Raw genomic sequence first — 18,016 nt, forward strand, 5'->3', positions numbered from 1 at the left:
TGCCTCCGAACCTGCCGCAGCGGCGGGCCGTATGGAGAGCAGACATGCGATATTCCGGACTGCAAGTCCTGAAAGAGGGGCTGTTCGGTCAGAAAGGGTGGAAACCCGTCTGGCGCGATCCCGCGCCGAAATCCGAATATGACATCGTGATCATCGGCGGCGGCGGCCACGGCCTTTCAACCGCCTATTACCTCGCCAAAGAGCACGGCCTGACCAACATTGCCGTGCTGGAAAAGGGCTACCTTGGCGGCGGCAACGTGGGGCGCAACACCACCATCGTGCGCGCCAACTACTTCCTGCCGGGCAATTCCGAGTTCTATTCCCATTCGCTCAAGCTGTGGGAAACTTTGGAGCAGGAACTGAACTACAACGTGATGCATTCGCAGCGCGGGTTGATCAACCTGTTCCACTCCGACGGCCAGCGGGATGCCTTCGTGCGGCGCGGCAACGCGATGATCAATCAGGGCGACGATGCCGAGCTGCTCGACCGCGAAGGCGTGCGCAAGCATCTCCCCTATCTCGATTTCGACAATATCCGCTTCCCTATCTACGGCGGCCTCCTGCACCGGCGCGGCGGCACCGCGCGGCACGATGCGGTCGCTTGGGGCTACGCGCGCGGCGCCGATCAGCGCGGCGTTGACCTGATCCAGAATTGTGAAGTCACCGGCATCGACATCGAAAACGGCAAGGTCCGCGGCGTGCAAACCACCCGTGGCGCGATCCGCGCAAAGAAGGTCGCCATCGTCACCGCTGGCCGCTCCGGTCAGGTCGCGGCGCTGGCGGGGATGCGCCTGCCCATCGAAAGCCACATCCTTCAAGCCTTCGTCACCGAGGGGCTGAAGCCCGTGATCGATCATGTGGTCAGCTTCGGCATGGGCCACTTCTACATCAGCCAGTCCGATAAGGGTGGCCTCGTATTCGGCGGCGATCTGGATTTCTACAGCTCCTACGCCAGCCGCGGCAACCTGCCGATGAAAGAGCACGTCATGGACGCCGCCATGACCCTGATGCCGATGATCGGCAAGGCCAAGGTCTTGCGCAGTTGGGGCGGCATCATGGACATGACGCCCGATGGTTCCCCAATCATCGACAAGACAGATACCGTAGGGCTCTTCGTCGATTGCGGCTGGTGCTATGGCGGCTTCAAGGCGGTGCCGGGGTCGGGCTACTCGCTCGCCCATCTGATCGCCACCGGCAACCATCACGCCCCCGCCGCCCGCTACCGGCTCGACCGCTTCCGCACCGGCTACGGCATCATGGATGAAGAGGGCAAAGGCTCTCAGCACAACCTCCACTGACGGGATGAGAAACATGACAAGCCCCCGCATAAAAGGGATTTCCGCATGAGACTGACATGCCCCGTCTGCGGTGACCGCGACCACCGCGAATTTACATATAAAGGCGACGCCGTGATGCTCGACCGCCCCGCGCCCGACGCCGGAACCGATGCATGGGACAGCTACCTGCACCTGCGCGACAACCCCTGCGGCGACACCCGCGATCTCTGGTATCACGATCCCTGCGGCGCGTGGGTCGTGGTGGAGCGTAACACCGCCACTCATGCCGTCACCGGCACCGCCCTCGCATCGGAGGCCAAAGGATGAGACTCACCGGCAAAGGCCTCCTCGATCAGAGCCGTTCCATCCCCTTCAGCTTCGATGGCGTGGCCATGTCCGGCGTCGAGGGCGACACGCTCGCCTCCGCGCTGCTGGCCAATGGCGTGCGCGTCGTTGCGCGTTCGTTCAAATACCACCGCCCGCGCGGCATCCTCGCGGCAGGGTCGGAGGAACCCAACGCACTCGTCACCATCGGGCGCGGCGCAGAGACAGACCCCAACGTCCGCGCCACGGTCCAAGAGCTTTACGCAGGGCTGGACGCCGCGAGCCAGAACCGCTTCCCGTCGCTGAAGTTCGATCTCCTTTCGGTCAACGACCTCGCTTCGCCCTTCCTCGCCGCAGGGTTCTACTACAAAACCTTCATGTGGCCGCGCAGCTTCTGGGAAAAGCTTTACGAGCCATTCATCCGCCGCGCCGCCGGCCTTGGTGCGCTGAGCGAGCAGCACAACCCCGACCGCTACGAAAAAGCCTTCGCCTTCTGTGATGTGCTGGTGATCGGCGCTGGCCCGTCTGGCTTGATGGCTGCGCTGACCGCCGCGCAAGCGGGGCTTGATGTGATCCTCGCGGACGAAGACAGCCGCATGGGTGGCCGCCTCCTGTCCGAGACGCACGAGATCGATGGAAAGCCCGGTCATATCTGGGTAGACGAGATGCTCGACACCCTGCGCAGCATGGACAATGTCCGCCTGATGCCGCGTACGACCGTCACCGGCGCGTATGATCAAGGCACCTACGGCGCTCTGGAGCGCGTGGGCCACCACCGCGCCCGCACTGAGGGCCTGCCGCGCGAATGTTTCTGGCGTATCGTGGCGAAACGCTCGATCCTCTGCGCCGGTGCGCTTGAACGCCCCATCGCCTTCCCCAATAACGACCGCCCCGGCATCATGACCGCCAACGCGGTGCGCAGCTACCTCAACCGCTATGGCGTCGCTGCGGGGCAGGCCGTCAGCATCTTCGCCAATAACGACGATGCCCACCGCACCGCGCATGACCTCGCCGCCGCAGGGGTGAACATCGCCGCCGTGATCGACAGCCGCGCTGATGCGCAAGTGTCGGGCGATTTCCCCGTCTATACCGGCGCGCAGGTGATCGGCACCTCGGGCCGCCTCGGGCTCGAAAGCATCACCATCCGGCACGCGGGCGGCACGCGGAAAATCTGCACCGACTGCCTCGCCATGTCCGGCGGGTGGAACCCGACCGTCCACATGACCTGCCACATGAACGGCCGCCCCACATGGCGCGAGGATATCCTGTCCTTCGTGCCGACACCGGGCAGCGTTCCAGGCATGTCCGTGGCCGGTGCCGCCAATGGCAGCTTCTCGACGGCCGCTTGCTTGGCCGAAGGTGCCGCCGTTGCCGCTGCGGTTGCCGCCGATCTGGGCAAGAAGGCCGCACCCGCCACCACGCCAAAGGCCGAAGATGGCGCTTATCGCCTCGCGCCCCTGTGGATGGTCGAGGGCAAGGGTCGCAAATGGCTCGATTTCCAGAACGACGTGCATGTGAAGGATATCCACCTCGCCGCGCGGGAGAACTTCCGCTCCGTCGAGCATATGAAGCGCTACACCACCCAAGGCATGGCCCCCGATCAGGGCAAGAACTCCAACGTCGCCGCCCTCGCAGTGCTGGCCGATGCAACGGGCCGTGGTATCCCCGAAACCGGCACCACGACCTTCCGCCCGCCTTACGTCCCCGTTTCCATCGCGTCGATGGGGGCAGGGGCGCAGGGCAAAGGCTTCGCGCCCCAGCGCCTGACCACCTCGCATCACGCCGCCATTGCACGCGGCGCTCCGATGATCGAGGCGGGCCTCTGGTATCGCCCCAGCTACTTCCCCCGCGATGGCGAAGAGACATGGCGTCAGTCCTGTGACCGCGAAGTGGGCTATGTGCGCAACGCGGTCGGCATTGTTGATGCGTCCACCTTGGGCAAGATCGACATCCAAGGCCCCGATGCCGCTGCCTTCCTTGATTTCGTCTACTCCAACACCTTTTCCACGCTCAAGGTCGGCCGCGCCCGCTACGGCCTGATGCTGCGCGAAGATGGTTACGTCATGGACGACGGCACCACCGCGCGACTGGGCGAGAACCACTATGTGATGACCACCACCACCGCCGCCGCAGGCGAGGTGATGCGCCATCTCGATTGGGTCTTGCAGGGCCTCCGCCCCGATTTCGATGTGCAGATCGTCTCGGTGACAGAGCAATGGGCGCAATTCGCCGTCGCCGGCCCCAAAAGCCGCGAACTGCTGAACGGTCTGCTCGACACCCCCATCGACGGCGAGAGCTTCCCCTTCATGGCCTGTGGCGAGGTCAGCATCGGCGGCATCGGCGGGCGGCTCTTCCGCATCTCCTTCTCCGGCGAACATGCCTATGAATTCGCCATTCCCGCCCGCTACGGCGAAAGCCTCTACAAGCTGCTCGTCGCCCGCGCCGAGGCGCTCGGCGGTGGCCCCTACGGGATGGAAGCGCTCAACGTTCTGCGCATCGAAAAGGGCTTCATCACCCATTCCGAGATCCACGGCCGCACCACGGCCTTTGACATCGGCATGGAGCGCATGGTTTCCGCCAAGAAGGACTGCGTCGGCAAAACCATGTCCGAGCGGGCGGGCCTGAAAGACCCGCAGCGCGGACAGCTCGTGGGCCTGCGTCCCGTCGGTTCGGTCAAGCAACTGACAGCAGGCGCGCATCTCTTTGCCGAGAGCGCGGAACCTGTCCGCGTGAATGACGAAGGCTATATCACCTCCGTCGCTTATTCGCCGACGCTGGAAACCTATCTCGGCCTCGGCTTCCTCAAGAACGGCCGCGCGCGGCACGGGGAGAAAATAAAAATGGTCGATCACCTGCGCGGCGTCACCGCCATTTGCGAGGTCTGCGATCCCGTGGCCTTTGATCCCGAGGGAGGACGTGTTCGTGGTTGAACTCATCGCTAAATCAGCCTGCGCGGGCCACTTGCCCGTCACCATCGGTAGCCTCACGCTTAGCGAGGAAACCCCCAATCCCGTCACCTCCATCGCACCGTTCAAGGGGCAGGCGGAGGCAGTGTCTGAGCGGCTCGAATCCGCGCTGGGCGTTAAATTCCCCGCTCCTAACCGCTCCACCTCGAAATCCGGCGTTCGGCTCGTGTGGTCGGGGCAGGGGCGGGCGCTCTTGATGGGCGCCGCCGCGCCTGATCTTGCTGGCCTCGCTGCGATGACCCATCAGTCCGACGCCAATGCCATTGTCACCCTCAGCGGCGACGGCGCGGAGGATGTCCTCGCCCGTTTGGTGCCGGTCGATCTGCGCGCCGCCCATTTCAAGCGCGGCCACACAGCCCGCACACTTCTCGGGCATATGTCCGCCAGCATCACGCGCACAGGGGCCGACAGCTTCGAGATCATGGTCTTCCGCGCGATGGCGGGCACGCTTGTGCATGAGCTGACCGAGGCAATGGAAAGCCTCCACGCCCGTCGGTCACATCTCGTCTAACAGCCCTTTGAGCACGTCCGGCCAATCACGGTCGGACGCACTCGCCTCGCGGATCAGCCGGTCGAAATGGTCGGTGATTGCGAGCACCCGCTCGCTGTCACGAAACGCCAGATAGTTCCGCCCCAGATACACCACCGCCAATAGCGGCCCAAAGATCGTGACCGGCGCGGAAAACAGCCGCCGCGCATCAAACAAGAACACCCGCATCTTGGGGTAGAGCTGCTCATGCAGCGTGATCATCTGTTCGATCTGCGCCCGCCTGAGTGCTTCGGGAACGCCATCGTAATAGCCCTCGCCCCGCGCAAAGCTCTCGACCTCGTGGCGGGGCAGGGCGATCTCGTAATCCGAGCGCGATCCCGCCATCCATTCCAGCCTGTCACGGCTCGCCCCAATCGCCTGATCGGTGGTCCGTCCCAGCGATGGCTCATATTCCCAGCGCAGCATATCGGGCAGTTTCAGCATATCCGGCAACCCCGCCGGCACATGGCGGATCTTGTAGCCCGCCGCTTCCTGATGCCAGCCAAAGATGCTTTCATCCACCAGCGCGCGCGGCGCTTCCGGCATGGTCAATGAGGCCGCCACCAGATCGCTCGCCTGTTCGGGCCGCTCACTCAGGCCCAAGAGCCAGTCGGCGCTCACGCCCAAAACCGCCGCGCATTGCGCCACGACCTGCGCATTCGGCAGCCGCGCCCCGTCGCCCTTCAAGATCTGGTTCACCGTGGAGCGATCCACCCCCGCCCCCCGCGCAAGGGCGCTTTGGCTGATCTGCTGTTCCCGCATCGCCTGTCCGATCCTGTCCCGAAACAGGGTTGCACGGTCACGTTTGTCGATTTTTGTAAACATAAGTTTATAAATACACCATTTGTGGCGTTCTGTTAATCACATTCCAACTGCCCGTCTGCCGTCTGCCAATGTAACGGTTTTGTGACCCCGAAATTGCAGGAGGCAAGATGGAAACCCGCACCCGTTCGCTCGTCAAAGCCGTGATCTGGAGCGCTCTTGGCTTCCTCGTGATGGCGCTTGTGGGCTTGGCTTTTACCGGCTCTCTGGCGGTTGGCGGCGTGATGGCGGTGCTCAACACGGTGATCGGCCTGATCACCTATGTGCTCTACGAACGCCTCTGGGCGCGCATTTCATGGGGGCGGCTCGATGCCTAATCGCCGCGCGAAGTTCGAGTGGATCACCCTCGCGCTGATCCTCGCCTGTTACGCGGTGTGGGGGCTGTCCGTATTCTGGCTCTCCACCATGAGCCTCTGGCTCGCGATCCCTGTGGCGGGTGCCAGCATCGCGCTGCATTCTTCCCTCACGCACGAAGCAATCCACGGCCATCCGTTCCGCCGCGCGTGGCACAATGCGGCGCTGATGTTCCCCGCGCTGACGCTCTGCGTGCCTTACATGCGCTTCCGCGACAGTCATTTGGCGCATCACACCGATGCCCGCCTGACCGACCCCTATGACGACCCCGAAAGCAATTACCTTGATCCCGCCGTTTGGGAACGCCTCGCCCCGCTGCTGCGCTGGGTGCTGGCGTTCAACAATACGCTCGCCGGTCGTCTGCTCATTGGCCCGCTGGTGGGGCAGATCGCGTGGATGATCGCCGATGCCCGCGCCATCCGCGCAGGCGACCGCGCGGCCCTCTCGGGCTGGCTCTGGCATCTGCCTGCGCTGGCGCTGGCACTGGCGCTTGTTGCCGCCGCACCGATGCCGCTCTGGGCCTATCTCGTCGCGGCCTACATCGGGCTCGCGATCCTGAAAATCCGCACTTTCCTCGAACATCAGGCACATGAACGCGCCCGCGCCCGCACCGTCATCATCGAAGATCGTGGCCCGCTCGCATTTCTATTTCTTAACAACAACTTACACGTTGTTCACCACATGCATCCCCGTGTGCCGTGGTATCGCCTCCCGCAGCTCTACCGCGCCAATCCGGAACGCTATCTGGGCTGCAACGGCGGCTACCGTTACCGCTCCTACGGAGAGGTTTTCCGCCGCTATTTCTTTCAGGCCAAAGACCCCGTGGCGCACCCGCTCTGGCGCCGGCCCTAGACCAGCCCCAGACGCATGATCTCGCGTTCCTCGTCGCGGTTCTTGAAGAACGGCACACTTTCCGGCGCGCGCCCTGTCTCCAGCGCGGCAATCTCGGCTAACACGATTTGGGTGATAAACGGCAAGTCAAACTGCCGCGCGCGGGCCAGCGGCACCCATTGCAGATGCGCCAGCTCATCCTCGGCGCCGTCAAAATCGTCAGGGTCGCTGGTCAGCAGCGCCGCATCCGCCAGCAAGAACCGGGCGTCAAACCGGCGCGGGCGACCCGGCGGCGTGATCGCGCGAAACACGAAATGCATCCCAGCGCCACTTGGTCTCAGCCCCCGCTTCGCATAACCCCGCCAGCCCTGCGGCGCATCCGGCCAAGCAGCCTGCGCCCCAATCGTCTGTCCGGTTTCTTCCCATAACTCGCGGATCGCAGCGGCGGCAAAGCTCTCGGGCGGCAGCGTGCTCTCTTGTTGCAGCCGCTCGGCACAGCGCAGATCAAGCGGCGCCGCTAGCGGCACAGTGCTGTCCACCGGATCAATCGCCCCTCCGGGAAATACGAACTTCCCCGGCATGAATGCGGCGCTCTTGCCCCTTTGCCCCATCAGCACCGCACGGCCCTCTGGCATCTCTCGCATCACGATGATCGTGGCGGCGTCTCGGATGGGGGGCGCGTCGGTCATACATTGGCTCCGTTCATCATGAGGAGCGCACCGGCACGACTGTTCAGTTTTTGCCGAACCCGTGCATCCGCTTCGCCCACTGGATGCCCACAACCAGCCCTTTCAGCCGTGGCAGCAAATAGAGCGAAAGCGCCACACAGCCGATGGTGAACCCCGTCGCCATCACGATAGGATCGGGGCGGAACTTGGTAAAGACCACATGGATCATCGGCGCCATGATATGCCCCACCACCAGAATGGTCAGGTAGGCAGGGCCGTCATCTGCGCGGTGATGGTGCAGCTCTTCGCGGCATACGGGGCAGTTGTCCTGCACCTTCAGATAGCCCGAAAACAGCCGCCCCTTCCCGCAATTCGGGCAGGTCCGCCGCAAGCCGCGCATTACAGCGGTCTTGGCATTGCGTTCGTCCTCGGCGCCGAGGGAGGTATCGGTAGCTTCGATCGGAAGGTCTGTCATATCGGGACCGCTATCTGGCATATGGTTTCTCCAAGCGTCACACTTGCGCCACGCGTACTTGTTTTTAAAGGGGGGAAACACCCGCCGCGTCGCGATGTCGCAAAGGGAAACCCACCTCTCTGAAACTTTTTTGTCTTTCTCGCGACGGAAAAGCGCCGCCGCGGCGTTTTACCTCTGTCTTCGGCAGTTGAGGGCCGCAGGACAGAGAACCTCGAAAGGATAGAAGAATGAAAACCAAACTCTTGATGGCAGCCATTATCGCGGGTCTAGCAGCCAGCGCAGTACAGGCAAATGACGGGATGTCCCGTCGTGGCGGGGGCATGGGGCCAATGGGCGGCGCGCCTATGATGGATTTCGCCACGCTCGATCAAAACGGCGATGGCGCGATCACCCTCGAAGAGCTTCAGTCCATCCCGCAATCCCGCTTCGCCGCGGCCGACAGCAACGGTGATGGTGCGCTGAGCAGCGACGAACTGTCCGCCCAGATGGCCGCGCAGATGGCGGCGCGCGTTGCGCAGATGATGTCCCGCTTCGACGCCAATGGCGACGGGCTGTTGCAGGCTGATGAAATGCCGAAGCCCCGCGGTGAAATGCCTGTCGAGCGGATGCTCGCGCACCTGGATACCGATGACGACGGTCAGATCTCTCAAGAGGAGTTCGCCGCAGCCGCAGAGATGCACGGCAAAGGGCGCGGCGGCATGCATGGCGGTCTTGGTGAAGGTCACGGCAAGGGCCACGGCGAAGGTCACGGTCATGGTGAAGGTCACAGCCACGGCCACGGCGACGACGATCACGATAGCTGATCGCCGCCTCGCCCGCGCGGTCCGGTGCGCAGAACTGCACCGGGCCGCGGCATTTGCCTTGCTGCCCGTTGCGGAGTACAGCCTGCCTCATGACACCTGCCGCCAATCCTGCTTTTGCCGACGCGCCCGACGCGGCGCTGATCGTGGCATTTGCCAACGGCGATACGGCAGCAGCAGCCGAGATCATGGCCCGCTTCGCGCCGCGCGTACTGGCGCAGGCCACGCGGCTTTTGCGCGATCAGGAGGAGGCAGAGGACGTGACGCAAGAGGCATTCTTGCGGTTGTGGCGGGTCGCACCGCGCTGGCAGCAAGGGCAGGCGGCCCTGTCCACATGGCTCTATCAGGTGACGTCCAATCTCGCGTTGGACCGCCTGCGGCGGCGGCATCGCAGCAATACCTCGCTGGATGCCGTGGCCGAACCGCAGGACGATGCACCCGCCGCCGTGGACCGCTTGCAAATGCAGGCCCGGCAGGAGGCACTGGGCGCGGCACTGGCGCAGTTGCCCGAACGGCAGGCACAAGCGGTCGCATTGCGCCATCTCGAGGGCTTGGCCAATCCACAGATCGCCGAGATCATGGAGATCACCACCGAGGCCGTCGAAAGCCTCGTTGCGCGGGGTAAACGCGCCTTGGCTACGCAGTTGATGGCCCGTAAACAGGAATTGGGGTTTGATGATGACTGATAAAACCGATCCAAAATCCGAGGCTATCCTCGACGTGCTTTTCGATGAGCGGCGCGCGGAGGATGTCGCCCCCCCTTCTGATGCCCTGATGGCCCGCATGATGGCCGATGCCAGCGCCGCGCTTGCCGACGCTGCACAAGAGGCCACGCCCGTAGGAATTCCGCGCCGATCCCCCATTGCGGGGCTATGGGCCGCGCTGGGTGGCTGGCTCGGGGCAGGCGGGTTGGCGGCGGCCACGTTGACCGGACTTTGGGTCGGCATTGCGCAGCCCGCCGCCCTTGACTCGCTCAATGACGCGCTGCTCGGCCAGAGCCAGACATTAACCATTTTTTCGACAACCGATCCGTTCGGAAGCGAGGGCTGATCCATGACTGATCCCATGACCGATCCAAAACCCGATCCTGCTATGCGTCCCCGCTCCACAGGCACCAGCCGCGCCGTGCGCCTGGTGCTGGTGCTCTCTCTGGCGCTAAACCTCGCCGTTGCCGGTGTGGTCATTGGCGGCGCCGTCAACGGGCGGATGCCACATCACTTCGGCGGGTTTGATATGAGCCTCGGCCCGTTCGAACGCGCCCTGACGCCGGAAGGCCGCCGCGCCATTCGTGAGGATCTGCGCGGTCGCATCGAGCTGCGTGATCGCCGCGTGCGCGCTGGTAGGGAGGAGTTGATGAACTTCCTTTCCGCCCTCCGCGCCGAGCCGTTCGACGGTGCCGCAGTCGCCGCCATTTTCGAGACACAGCGGTCCCGTGCCACCAGTGGCATGCAAGCCGGTCACGAGGCGCTCCTAGCCCGTCTCGGCAGCATGAGCCCCGCCGACAGAAAAGCCTTCGCTGATCGTCTGGAGAACGAGCTGCGCCGTCGCTAGCTTGCCTGAATGGTGCGCGTGTTCTGCGCATCACGCCACGGCATCACGCGGCGGCATCGTCCTGCAACAGGCTGACCTGATTGCGCCCGTTGCCCTTGGCCGCATAGAGGGCGCGATCGGCCCGCGCGATCAGTGTTTCCGGTGTCAGAGGGTGCTTGCCACCCGCTGCGCCGCTCGCCACCCCCACCGAGATTGTCAGCGTCACGCTGCGGCCGTCGGGCAGCACAAAGGGCGCGCCTTCCATTGCGCGGCGCAGCCGCTCTCCGGTTGCCGCTGCGGCGGCGGCATCCAGCTTCGGGATCACCACGAGGAATTCTTCTCCGCCAATCCGCGCGATCAGGTCGATCCGGCGGAGGGCGTCGCGCAGGCGTGCGGCAATGCCTTGCAGCACCGCATCGCCGGCAGCATGGCCGAACCGATCATTGACCGCCTTGAAGTGATCAACGTCCAGCACCAGCGCCGCGATATCTTCCTGCCCTTTGCCATGCCGCTCTAGAAGTGTCGCCATATGAGCCAGCGCATAACGGCGGTTATGCAGGCCGGTGAGCGGGCAGGTCACTGCCGCTTCCGCGCTGCGCTGCACTGTCGCCCGCAGTCGGTCGAGCCTGATCTTCTGGGTCGCAAGGCGCGTCAACCTGAGCAGTAACTCGTCAACCGGCGCCACCTCGGTGGCGATGTCATTGGCCCCCATGTCCAGCGCCATCGCGGCAATCTCCGCCTCGCTCTCGGCATGCGCTGTGAGGATCAGCTGCGCCGTATGGCGCGTGTCAGGGCGGCTGCGCAGGTCAGCCAGCAGTCGGAACAGCCAGCCGGGGTCATGGGCGGTGCTTTCCGTGGGGCGGGCGTCAATCAAGATCACATCCGGTGCCTGCAACATCGCGTCATGCGCAAGGAACGCTTCCGCCGTCCAGAGCGGGGCAGGGCGGCCTGCCTTCTGTTCCAGCGCCTCGGCCAAGGCCGCGCTCTCGGTGGCATCCGCACAAAGGATCGCGGCCCGCAGCGGCAATCCACCGGCGCTGGCGCTCGCACCTGAAAGGTCAAACCCCGCCTCCGGCTCTGCAAAGCCCAGCGCACGTCCCGTATCCTCGAGAAAGCGTAGCTCCGCTTCCGTTTCGCGGGCGCGCAACAGGCTACGGATACGCGCGCGCAGGAGCGTGTCGTTCAGCGGTTTCGCCAGAACCTCGTCCGCGCCCGCTTCCAGAACGGCCCGCCGCGCTTCGGCATTGTTAAACCGGCCCACACCGATGATCGGCACACCGGCCCCGCCCGATTCCCGCCGCAGCGCCCGTGTAAACCGCGCCGCTTCGGGCCCCAGCGTGCTCATGTCGATGACGATCAAATCCCAACGGCTCAGGGACAATTGCAGCCGCGCCTCATTCAGCGATCCGGCGGTCGTCACCTGATAGCGCGCGGTTTCCAGCCGCACTTTCAGCAGAATGCGGTTGGTCGCCACCGTATCGATAATCAGAATTCGGCCAGACATTCCGCGCCCCTTTCGCGCTGATGCATTGAGTTTCATTCAAATTGTGCGCATTAGGTTAAAAAAGCGTGAGCAGGCGGGCTGGGAGGCTAAAATGGGTCCTGAAGCGGCAGAAACTGTGGGCATTAAGGCACTTGGCTGGCTGGCTGCCAATGATGATCTGCGCTCTGTTTTCCTCGGCGCCACCGGCGCACAGCTCGAAGACCTGCGCGCCAGCGCCAGCGATCCGATCTTTCTCGCCTCGGTGCTTGATTTCCTGATGATGGATGACGCCTGGGTCATCGCTTTTTGTGATGATGCGGGCCTGAAATACGAAACACCGATGCGCGCACGCCAAGCCATGCCCGGCGCAGAGCAGGTCCATTGGACATGAGCCAGACACCCATCACCGGCATCGTTTTCGATAAAGACGGCACGCTATTTGATTTCAACGCCACATGGGGCGCTTGGGCAGGGCGCTTGATCCGCGAACTGGCGGCGGATGATCCCTCCCGCTATGACGCGCTGTGCAGCGTTTTGGGATATGATCCCGCCGCGCAAGCGTTCGAAGAGGGCAGCATCGTCATTGCCGAAACGGTGCAAACCGTGTCCGGCGCGATCCTGCCGCACCTGCCCGCTGGCACAGACCGCGCATCGCTCATCGCGCAGATGAACGCGCTCGCCGCCGACGTACCGCAAATATCCGCTGCACCTTTGCGCGCTTTCATGGCCGATCTCTCGGCGCGCGGCTTGCGGCTGGGCGTGGCGACCAACGATGCAGAGGCACCCGCCCGCGCGCATCTGTCCCGCGCAGGCGTGCTGGAACAGTTCGATTTCGTCGCCGGATATGACAGCGGCTATGGCGGCAAACCAGCCCCGGGCCAGTTGCAGGCATTCTGCGACCGTTTCGCGCTTGCCCCCGCGTCATGTGTGATGGTGGGTGACAGCTTGCATGACCTCCACGCAGGCCGTGCCTTGGGCATGTGGACGGTCGGCGTCCTGACCGGCCCCGCCCCCCGCGCGGCGCTCACGCCGCATGCTGACGTCGTCCTGCACTCGATTGCCGATCTTCCGGCATGGCTGGATCAGGTCGCCACGCGCTAAATTTCGCGAGATTTTCAAAAACGACGAAATCTGTCGCTTTCGGCACCGAAACCGACACGCGCACTCGTAATGCTGTGCAGGAAACCAAGGGAGTCTCCCATGTCCGATCCTGCCCCCCGCCGCCGCCGCTCCGGCGGTCGCGCCGCTAACACCGCCCTGCGTGGCGCTGGTACTTTCCAGCAAATGCCGTGGCGCATACCCGTCAATACCGACCGCCCGACCGAGCCGCTTGACGAGGCCGGCGTCGCCGCGATCCACGATGGCGCAATGCGTATCCTCGAGGAGATCGGCATCGAATTCCTCAACGAGGAAGCGCTGGACTTGTTCCGCGCGGCAGGGTGTACGGTGAATGGCACCAATGTTCGTATGGGGCGCGACTGGGTGATGGAGATGGTCGGCAAGGCGCCCACCCAGTTCACCATCATGGCCCGCAATCCGGCCCACGAGATCACCATCGGCGACAATCATATCCTGTTTGGCAATGTGTCCTCCCCGCCGAACTATTTCGACCTCGAGATCGGCCGCAAAGTCTCCGGCAACCGCGAGCAATGCGCCAACTTGCTCAAGCTCACCCAGCATTTCAACTGTATCCACTTCGCCGGCGGCTATCCGGTGGAGCCGGTGGATATTCACCCCTCGGTCCGCCACCTCGACGTCCTCTTTGATAAACTCACCCTGACGGACAAGGTCATGCATGCCTATTCGCTGGGCAAGGAGCGCGTCGAAGACGTGATGGAGATGGTGCGCATCGCGGGCGGGCTGACGGATGAGGAGTTCGAGTCGCGCCCCTATATGTACACCAATATCAACTCCACCTCGCCGCTGAAGCATGATGTGCCGATGATTGACGGTTGCCTGCGTTGCATCCGTCGCGGGCAGGCGGTGATCGTCACGCCCTTCACGCTGGCCGGTGCGATGGCGCCTGTGACCATGTCCGGCGCGGTAACGCTCTCAATCGCCGAAAGCCTCTCCGCCATCGCGCTGTTCCAGTTCGTCCGCCCCGGTGCGCCATGTGTTATCGGCACCTTCACCTCGAACGTCGATATGAAATCCGGCGCTCCCGCCTTCGGCACGCCAGAGTATATGCGCGCCACGCAGATGACCGGCCAGATGGCGCGCTTCTATGGGCTGCCAATGCGGGCCTCCGGCGTTTGCGCGGCCAACGTGCCCGATGGACAGGCCATGTGGGAAACTTCCAATTCGCTCTGGTCAGCGGTGCAGTCCGGCTCCAATGTCGTCTACCACGCGGCTGGCTGGCTCGAAGGCGGCCTGATCGCCTCGCCCGAGAAATTCGTAATGGATTGCGAAGTGCTGCAAATGATCCAGCGCTATTTCGAGCCCGCGATCACCGCCACCACCCCCGATGATATCGCGCTCGATGCGATCCGTGAGGTCGGCCCCAACGGGCATTTCTTCGGCCATCCGCATACGCAGGCCCGCTATGAGGAGGCATTCTACGCGCCAATGGTTTCCGATTGGCGTAACTTCGAGGCATGGGAAGCCGCTGGCAGCGTCTGGACGCCGGAACGCGCGCATCGCATTTTCAAGGATATCATCCGCGATTTCCAAGAGCCACCAATGGACGTCGCCATCCGCGAAGAGCTTGCTGCCTTCGTCGAGCGCCGCAAATCTGAAGGCGGTGCACCGACCGATTTCTAGGGCCTTGCTCCCGCCGCCGCGAGCCGCCTGAGCAGGGGTCTGAACGGCCATATCAGCGCGCGGACGACAGACGTGAGCACCGGCCTTGCATTCGCCATCATCGTGCGGGCGTAGTCGTCGGCTTCCTGCTCTTGTGTGTCCACCTGTCCGGCCTCGATATGTCCGGCCGTATGGTGGCCGATCTCATGATAGAAAGTGAATTCCCCATCCAGCCGTCGCCACCAGCGCCTGATCCCACGCGATGGGCCGGACGGCCATGTCAGAACGATGCCCGAGAAGAAACGGTTGTATTTCCCTAGATAGCCGGCGCCTTGCTCGCGCCCGATGACATCAATCCGCGTGATGTGCGCGAGCGACACCCCCCTCGTCTGGCTCCACCGCTGCATGCCAGCGATGAGTGTCGCGCGGTCGGCGATGTCGGAGGACACGAAGACAGGAATTCCACCAGCCAAGTGCATCGCAGGCACTTCGCCAATCCGTTTCGCCATCAATTCGAGCGTTTGCCTATGGAGCGGATGCAATCGGCTTGCGCGCAACCTGTCGACCTCTTTCTCAAAGGCGGCCGGGTCCACCTCGTCCAACAGCGCAAGCAAAACACCGAAATACCGCGACGCCGGCCCGCGTGGGGCGTCAAGCCATGCCGACGTGTTCAACTTCTCCTGTATCAGCTGCGCAGACGACGCCCCCTCACCGATCAGCTCGCGCCATGCGTCCCGCACAGTCTCGACCTTATCCGTCGAGATCCCCCTGAGGAGCCGGTCGATTGCGGGTCGCCTTTGCATTGTCATGCACTCCGTTTAGTTGCTGAATCGGGCGAGAGTGCGGCCCATCGGTGGTCAAATGCCCTCAAAAATAGCCAATGACTATAGCTTTCACGAAATATAGCCAGAGCGGTCGTCCTCGTCAGCTCCCGCTTGCGCAGTCCGCGATGGTCTGCGCGAGTTCGCGCATCATCTCCGCATAATGCTCCGGCCCGAGCGGGATCGCCGCGCCCATCGGGTCCACAGTGGCGCTGCCCACACCGCTGCCTGCGACAAGGTTCTCGACGATGCGCGATCCGGTTTCACGGTCGCCCAGCACGCAGGAAACCGCGCCGCTCTGCACCAGTTCGGCAAGTTCTTGCACATGGCGCAGCCCCGGATCGGCGGCATCGCTTTCGGCAATCGCGCCCGCAATGGTCAGCCCGTAGCGCCGCGCGAGGTAGCGGTAAGCATCATGCGGCACGATCACCGCACCGTTCACATCTGCCAGTACCGTCGCCAATTCCGCATCCAGCGCGGTCAGGGCGCTTTCCCAGTCGCCTGCACGCCGCTGATAAAGCGCCGCTTGCGCTGGATGACCTGCTGCCAAGGCGTCAGCCGTGACATGCCCCCATGCTATCATCACGGTGGGGTCTAGCCATGCATGCGGGTCAAATTCTCCGTGATCATGCTTGTCCTCCGCCCCGTGGCTGTCATGCTCGTCATGCTCGTCATGCTCGTCATGCTCGTCATGGGCGGCAGTGCCCGCAATCGCGATCTTCTCCCACCCGCCCTGCGCCATCAGCTCCAGCTGCGCCGTGCTTTCCGCAACCGTTTCCAGCGCGGCACCCAGCCATGGCGTCAGCCCGTCACCGACCCACACCAGCAGATCCGCCTCACTCAGCGCGCGCGCATCCGAGGGGCGCAGCGCGAAATGGTGGGCCGATGCCTCCGCTGGCAGCAACAGCCGCACGTTCTCCGGTTGCCCCGTCAGCGCCGAAAGCATGCTGTGCACAGGGGCAATATCCGCCACCAGCACCGCTCCGTCCTGCTCCGCAAACGCTTGCGGAGCGACTGTCTGCATTGCCAAGAAACCACCAATGACAACCAACTTGCGCATGAAATTCCCACCTTGTGACTCGCTCTCTTTGGGCATATAGATGATATGTTATAACATAACAAGATCGGCAATCGCATGACGCAGTCCAGCGCCAAACCTTTTTCCAGCCACGATCACGCAGGCTGCATCTCCACCGCGCTGACAGCGGCCGAGGCACAATGCGCCGCGCGTAAAGTGCAGCTCACGCCGGTGCGGCGCCGTACGCTTGAGATCTTGCTCGAAGCTCATGCCGCCCTTGGCGCCTACGATGTTCTGGCACGGCTCGATGCGGATGGGTTCGGCTCCAAACCGCCCGTCGCCTATCGCGCGCTGGCCTTTTTGGTGGAGCAGGGCCTGGCGCACCGGATCGAACGGCTCAACGCTTTTGTCGCCTGCGCCCATGCCGGTGCCAACCATGATCCCGCATTTCTGATCTGTCGTGGGTGCGGTACCGTGGCCGAGGCCGAAACGGTTCCCGGTGGCGCGCTGTCCCGCGCGGCAGCGGCGGCAGGCTTCCTGATAGAGCAAACGGTGATCGAGGTCGAAGGCCTTTGCCCCACCTGCCAAGAGGAAGCCGCCTGATGTCCGCGCCGCTACTTTCCGCCACCCATATCTCCGCAGGGCACGGCACCGGCAGTCCAGTGCTGGAGAATGTCTCCCTCTCGCTCCGCCGTGGTGAGATCGTAACCGTTGTCGGGCCAAACGGCTCGGGCAAATCCACGCTGCTGCAAGTGCTGATCGGGGCGCTGACACCCCGCAAGGGGCAGCTCACCCGCGCAAGCGGGCTGCGCATCGGCTATGTGCCGCAGAAATTGCAGATCGACCCGACCTTGCCGATCACCGTGCGTCGTTTCCTCGACTTGCCGCAAAAGGTCAGCGATGCCGCCGCCGCCGAGGCACTTCAGGCCGCAGGCGCGTCCGGCGTTGGCGCGCGGCAAATGACGGCGCTTTCGGGTGGGCAGTTCCAGCGGGTGCTGCTGGCCCGCGCGATCCTGTCGCGGCCTGATCTCCTGATCCTTGATGAGGCCACCCAAGGACTCGACCAACCCGGCTCGGCGCTGTTCTACCGCCAGATCGAAGAAGTCCGCGCGCGGCTCGGTTGCGCAGTGCTGATGGTCAGCCACGAATTACACGTCGTGATGAGCGCCTCTGATCGGGTGATCTGTCTCAACGGCCATATCTGCTGCGAAGGCACGCCTGAAGTCGTCTCTGCCGCGCCCGCATACCGTGAGCTGTTCGGCAGCGGCACAGGCGGCGCACTGGCGCTCTATCGGCACGAACATGACCACGATCATGACCACGCCCATCACCATGACCATTCCCATGATCACACCCACCACCACCCTCACTAAGAGACA

General features: G+C 63.7%; 21 protein-coding genes. 15 read left to right on the forward strand and 6 right to left on the reverse strand.

The features are described 5' to 3' along the window. The first annotated feature begins 44 nt into the window (after positions 1 to 44). From AB1E42_RS05025 to AB1E42_RS05040, 4 genes are read left to right on the forward strand one after another with little or no spacing between them, the layout of a single operon-like run. The gene (locus AB1E42_RS05025) at positions 45 to 1,298 is read left to right on the forward strand and encodes a sarcosine oxidase subunit beta family protein (protein WP_368345904.1); all 1,254 of its coding nucleotides are present in this window, start codon (positions 45 to 47) and stop codon (positions 1,296 to 1,298) included. 45 nt (positions 1,299 to 1,343) lie between these two features. After that, positions 1,344 to 1,604: a sarcosine oxidase subunit delta gene (locus AB1E42_RS05030; RefSeq protein ID WP_368345905.1), complete on the forward strand. Its 261-nt coding sequence runs from the start codon at positions 1,344 to 1,346 to the stop codon at positions 1,602 to 1,604. Beyond that, a complete protein-coding gene (locus tag AB1E42_RS05035; protein WP_368345906.1) occupies positions 1,601 to 4,531 on the forward strand; it encodes a sarcosine oxidase subunit alpha family protein in 2,931 nt (976 codons plus the stop codon). Before AB1E42_RS05030 ends, AB1E42_RS05035 begins: the two co-directional genes overlap by 4 nt. After that, entirely contained in the window at positions 4,524 to 5,078 is a 555-nt protein-coding gene (locus tag AB1E42_RS05040) for a sarcosine oxidase subunit gamma (RefSeq protein WP_368345907.1), read from the forward strand. Before AB1E42_RS05035 ends, AB1E42_RS05040 begins: the two co-directional genes overlap by 8 nt. Here AB1E42_RS05040 and AB1E42_RS05045 read toward each other — a convergent pair. Beyond that, the gene (locus tag AB1E42_RS05045; protein WP_368345908.1) at positions 5,064 to 5,921 is read right to left on the reverse strand and encodes a helix-turn-helix domain-containing protein; all 858 of its coding nucleotides are present in this window, start codon (positions 5,919 to 5,921) and stop codon (positions 5,064 to 5,066) included. The genes AB1E42_RS05040 and AB1E42_RS05045 overlap by 15 nt on opposite strands. Positions 5,922 to 6,028: 107 nt before the next feature. Here AB1E42_RS05045 and AB1E42_RS05050 point away from each other — a divergent pair, with 107 nt between their 5' ends. Continuing rightward, positions 6,029 to 6,235 carry a DUF2061 domain-containing protein gene (locus tag AB1E42_RS05050; RefSeq protein WP_368345909.1) on the forward strand — a complete coding sequence of 69 codons (207 nt, stop codon included), beginning with the start codon at positions 6,029 to 6,031 and terminating at the stop codon, positions 6,233 to 6,235. Continuing rightward, the gene (locus tag AB1E42_RS05055) at positions 6,228 to 7,124 is read left to right on the forward strand and encodes a fatty acid desaturase (protein WP_368345910.1); all 897 of its coding nucleotides are present in this window, start codon (positions 6,228 to 6,230) and stop codon (positions 7,122 to 7,124) included. Before AB1E42_RS05050 ends, AB1E42_RS05055 begins: the two co-directional genes overlap by 8 nt. Here the strand turns inward: AB1E42_RS05055 and AB1E42_RS05060 are convergent. Then, positions 7,121 to 7,792, reverse strand: a complete 672-nt coding sequence (locus AB1E42_RS05060) for an NUDIX domain-containing protein (protein ID WP_368345911.1) — start codon at positions 7,790 to 7,792, stop codon at positions 7,121 to 7,123. The genes AB1E42_RS05055 and AB1E42_RS05060 overlap by 4 nt on opposite strands. Before the next feature lie 43 nt (positions 7,793 to 7,835). Then, a complete protein-coding gene (locus tag AB1E42_RS05065; protein ID WP_368346368.1) occupies positions 7,836 to 8,246 on the reverse strand; it encodes a DUF983 domain-containing protein in 411 nt (136 codons plus the stop codon). Between the two features lie 227 nt (positions 8,247 to 8,473). Here AB1E42_RS05065 and AB1E42_RS05070 point away from each other — a divergent pair, with 227 nt between their 5' ends. The 4 genes from AB1E42_RS05070 (at position 8,474) to AB1E42_RS05085 (ending at position 10,597) form a co-directional block, all read left to right on the forward strand. Next, positions 8,474 to 9,049, forward strand: a complete 576-nt coding sequence (locus AB1E42_RS05070; RefSeq protein WP_368345912.1) for an EF-hand domain-containing protein — start codon at positions 8,474 to 8,476, stop codon at positions 9,047 to 9,049. Positions 9,050 to 9,138: 89 nt separating this feature from the next. After that, the gene (locus AB1E42_RS05075) at positions 9,139 to 9,732 is read left to right on the forward strand and encodes a sigma-70 family RNA polymerase sigma factor (protein ID WP_368345913.1); all 594 of its coding nucleotides are present in this window, start codon (positions 9,139 to 9,141) and stop codon (positions 9,730 to 9,732) included. Further along, a complete protein-coding gene (locus tag AB1E42_RS05080; protein ID WP_368345914.1) occupies positions 9,725 to 10,096 on the forward strand; it encodes a hypothetical protein in 372 nt (123 codons plus the stop codon). Before AB1E42_RS05075 ends, AB1E42_RS05080 begins: the two co-directional genes overlap by 8 nt. A 3-nt stretch (positions 10,097 to 10,099) precedes the next feature. Then, a complete protein-coding gene (locus AB1E42_RS05085; RefSeq protein WP_368345915.1) occupies positions 10,100 to 10,597 on the forward strand; it encodes a periplasmic heavy metal sensor in 498 nt (165 codons plus the stop codon). 43 nt (positions 10,598 to 10,640) lie between these two features. Here the strand turns inward: AB1E42_RS05085 and AB1E42_RS05090 are convergent, their stop codons facing one another. Continuing rightward, entirely contained in the window at positions 10,641 to 12,080 is a 1,440-nt protein-coding gene (locus tag AB1E42_RS05090; RefSeq protein WP_368345916.1) for a diguanylate cyclase, read from the reverse strand. Positions 12,081 to 12,171: 91 nt separating this feature from the next. On the opposite strand from AB1E42_RS05090, the gene AB1E42_RS05095 reads away from it, so the two are divergent. The 3 genes from AB1E42_RS05095 to AB1E42_RS05105 all read left to right on the forward strand — a co-directional run bounded on the left by AB1E42_RS05095 (position 12,172) and on the right by AB1E42_RS05105 (position 14,819). Further along, positions 12,172 to 12,450: a DUF3572 domain-containing protein gene (locus AB1E42_RS05095; protein ID WP_368345917.1), complete on the forward strand. Its 279-nt coding sequence runs from the start codon at positions 12,172 to 12,174 to the stop codon at positions 12,448 to 12,450. Then, on the forward strand, positions 12,447 to 13,160 hold the full coding sequence (locus tag AB1E42_RS05100) for an HAD family hydrolase (RefSeq protein WP_368345918.1): 714 nt from the start codon (positions 12,447 to 12,449) through the stop codon (positions 13,158 to 13,160). Before AB1E42_RS05095 ends, AB1E42_RS05100 begins: the two co-directional genes overlap by 4 nt. Positions 13,161 to 13,259: 99 nt before the next feature. Further along, positions 13,260 to 14,819, forward strand: a complete 1,560-nt coding sequence (locus AB1E42_RS05105) for a trimethylamine methyltransferase family protein (protein WP_368345919.1) — start codon at positions 13,260 to 13,262, stop codon at positions 14,817 to 14,819. Here the strand turns inward: AB1E42_RS05105 and AB1E42_RS05110 are convergent. Then, entirely contained in the window at positions 14,816 to 15,601 is a 786-nt protein-coding gene (locus AB1E42_RS05110; protein ID WP_368345920.1) for a hypothetical protein, read from the reverse strand. The two genes, AB1E42_RS05105 and AB1E42_RS05110, sit on opposite strands and share 4 nt — an antisense overlap. A 121-nt stretch (positions 15,602 to 15,722) precedes the next feature. Beyond that, positions 15,723 to 16,679 carry a zinc ABC transporter substrate-binding protein gene (locus AB1E42_RS05115; protein ID WP_368345921.1) on the reverse strand — a complete coding sequence of 319 codons (957 nt, stop codon included), beginning with the start codon at positions 16,677 to 16,679 and terminating at the stop codon, positions 15,723 to 15,725. A 75-nt stretch (positions 16,680 to 16,754) separates the two neighbouring features. On the opposite strand from AB1E42_RS05115, the gene AB1E42_RS05120 reads away from it, so the two are divergent. Together AB1E42_RS05120 and AB1E42_RS05125 are read left to right on the forward strand one after the other, a co-directional pair. Beyond that, positions 16,755 to 17,240: a transcriptional repressor gene (locus AB1E42_RS05120; protein ID WP_368345922.1), complete on the forward strand. Its 486-nt coding sequence runs from the start codon at positions 16,755 to 16,757 to the stop codon at positions 17,238 to 17,240. Next, positions 17,240 to 18,010, forward strand: coding sequence for an ATP-binding cassette domain-containing protein (locus tag AB1E42_RS05125; RefSeq protein ID WP_368345923.1), 771 nt, complete (start codon positions 17,240 to 17,242; stop codon positions 18,008 to 18,010). The genes AB1E42_RS05120 and AB1E42_RS05125 overlap by 1 nt, the downstream gene beginning before the upstream one ends. The last annotated feature ends 6 nt before the right edge of the window (positions 18,011 to 18,016 follow it).

The organism is Pelagovum sp. HNIBRBA483, assembly GCF_040931995.1.
Classification (GTDB): domain Bacteria; phylum Pseudomonadota; class Alphaproteobacteria; order Rhodobacterales; family Rhodobacteraceae; genus JAEPMR01.

Coding starts and splice junctions, on each gene's coding strand:
- AB1E42_RS05080 (WP_368345914.1), top strand. CDS start 9,725: ATGACTGATAAAACCGATCCAAAATCCGAGGCTATCCTCGACGTGCTT.
- AB1E42_RS05070 (WP_368345912.1), top strand. CDS start 8,474: ATGAAAACCAAACTCTTGATGGCAGCCATTATCGCGGGTCTAGCAGCC.
- AB1E42_RS05025 (WP_368345904.1), top strand. CDS start 45: ATGCGATATTCCGGACTGCAAGTCCTGAAAGAGGGGCTGTTCGGTCAG.
- AB1E42_RS05125 (WP_368345923.1), top strand. CDS start 17,240: ATGTCCGCGCCGCTACTTTCCGCCACCCATATCTCCGCAGGGCACGGC.
- AB1E42_RS05055 (WP_368345910.1), top strand. CDS start 6,228: ATGCCTAATCGCCGCGCGAAGTTCGAGTGGATCACCCTCGCGCTGATC.
- AB1E42_RS05120 (WP_368345922.1), top strand. CDS start 16,755: ATGACGCAGTCCAGCGCCAAACCTTTTTCCAGCCACGATCACGCAGGC.
- AB1E42_RS05085 (WP_368345915.1), top strand. CDS start 10,100: ATGACTGATCCCATGACCGATCCAAAACCCGATCCTGCTATGCGTCCC.
- AB1E42_RS05110 (WP_368345920.1), bottom strand. CDS start 15,601: ATGCAAAGGCGACCCGCAATCGACCGGCTCCTCAGGGGGATCTCGACG.
- AB1E42_RS05095 (WP_368345917.1), top strand. CDS start 12,172: ATGGGTCCTGAAGCGGCAGAAACTGTGGGCATTAAGGCACTTGGCTGG.
- AB1E42_RS05030 (WP_368345905.1), top strand. CDS start 1,344: ATGAGACTGACATGCCCCGTCTGCGGTGACCGCGACCACCGCGAATTT.
- AB1E42_RS05090 (WP_368345916.1), bottom strand. CDS start 12,080: ATGTCTGGCCGAATTCTGATTATCGATACGGTGGCGACCAACCGCATT.
- AB1E42_RS05115 (WP_368345921.1), bottom strand. CDS start 16,679: ATGCGCAAGTTGGTTGTCATTGGTGGTTTCTTGGCAATGCAGACAGTC.
- AB1E42_RS05065 (WP_368346368.1), bottom strand. CDS start 8,246: ATGACAGACCTTCCGATCGAAGCTACCGATACCTCCCTCGGCGCCGAG.
- AB1E42_RS05100 (WP_368345918.1), top strand. CDS start 12,447: ATGAGCCAGACACCCATCACCGGCATCGTTTTCGATAAAGACGGCACG.
- AB1E42_RS05050 (WP_368345909.1), top strand. CDS start 6,029: ATGGAAACCCGCACCCGTTCGCTCGTCAAAGCCGTGATCTGGAGCGCT.
- AB1E42_RS05060 (WP_368345911.1), bottom strand. CDS start 7,792: ATGACCGACGCGCCCCCCATCCGAGACGCCGCCACGATCATCGTGATG.
- AB1E42_RS05075 (WP_368345913.1), top strand. CDS start 9,139: ATGACACCTGCCGCCAATCCTGCTTTTGCCGACGCGCCCGACGCGGCG.
- AB1E42_RS05035 (WP_368345906.1), top strand. CDS start 1,601: ATGAGACTCACCGGCAAAGGCCTCCTCGATCAGAGCCGTTCCATCCCC.
- AB1E42_RS05045 (WP_368345908.1), bottom strand. CDS start 5,921: ATGTTTACAAAAATCGACAAACGTGACCGTGCAACCCTGTTTCGGGAC.
- AB1E42_RS05105 (WP_368345919.1), top strand. CDS start 13,260: ATGTCCGATCCTGCCCCCCGCCGCCGCCGCTCCGGCGGTCGCGCCGCT.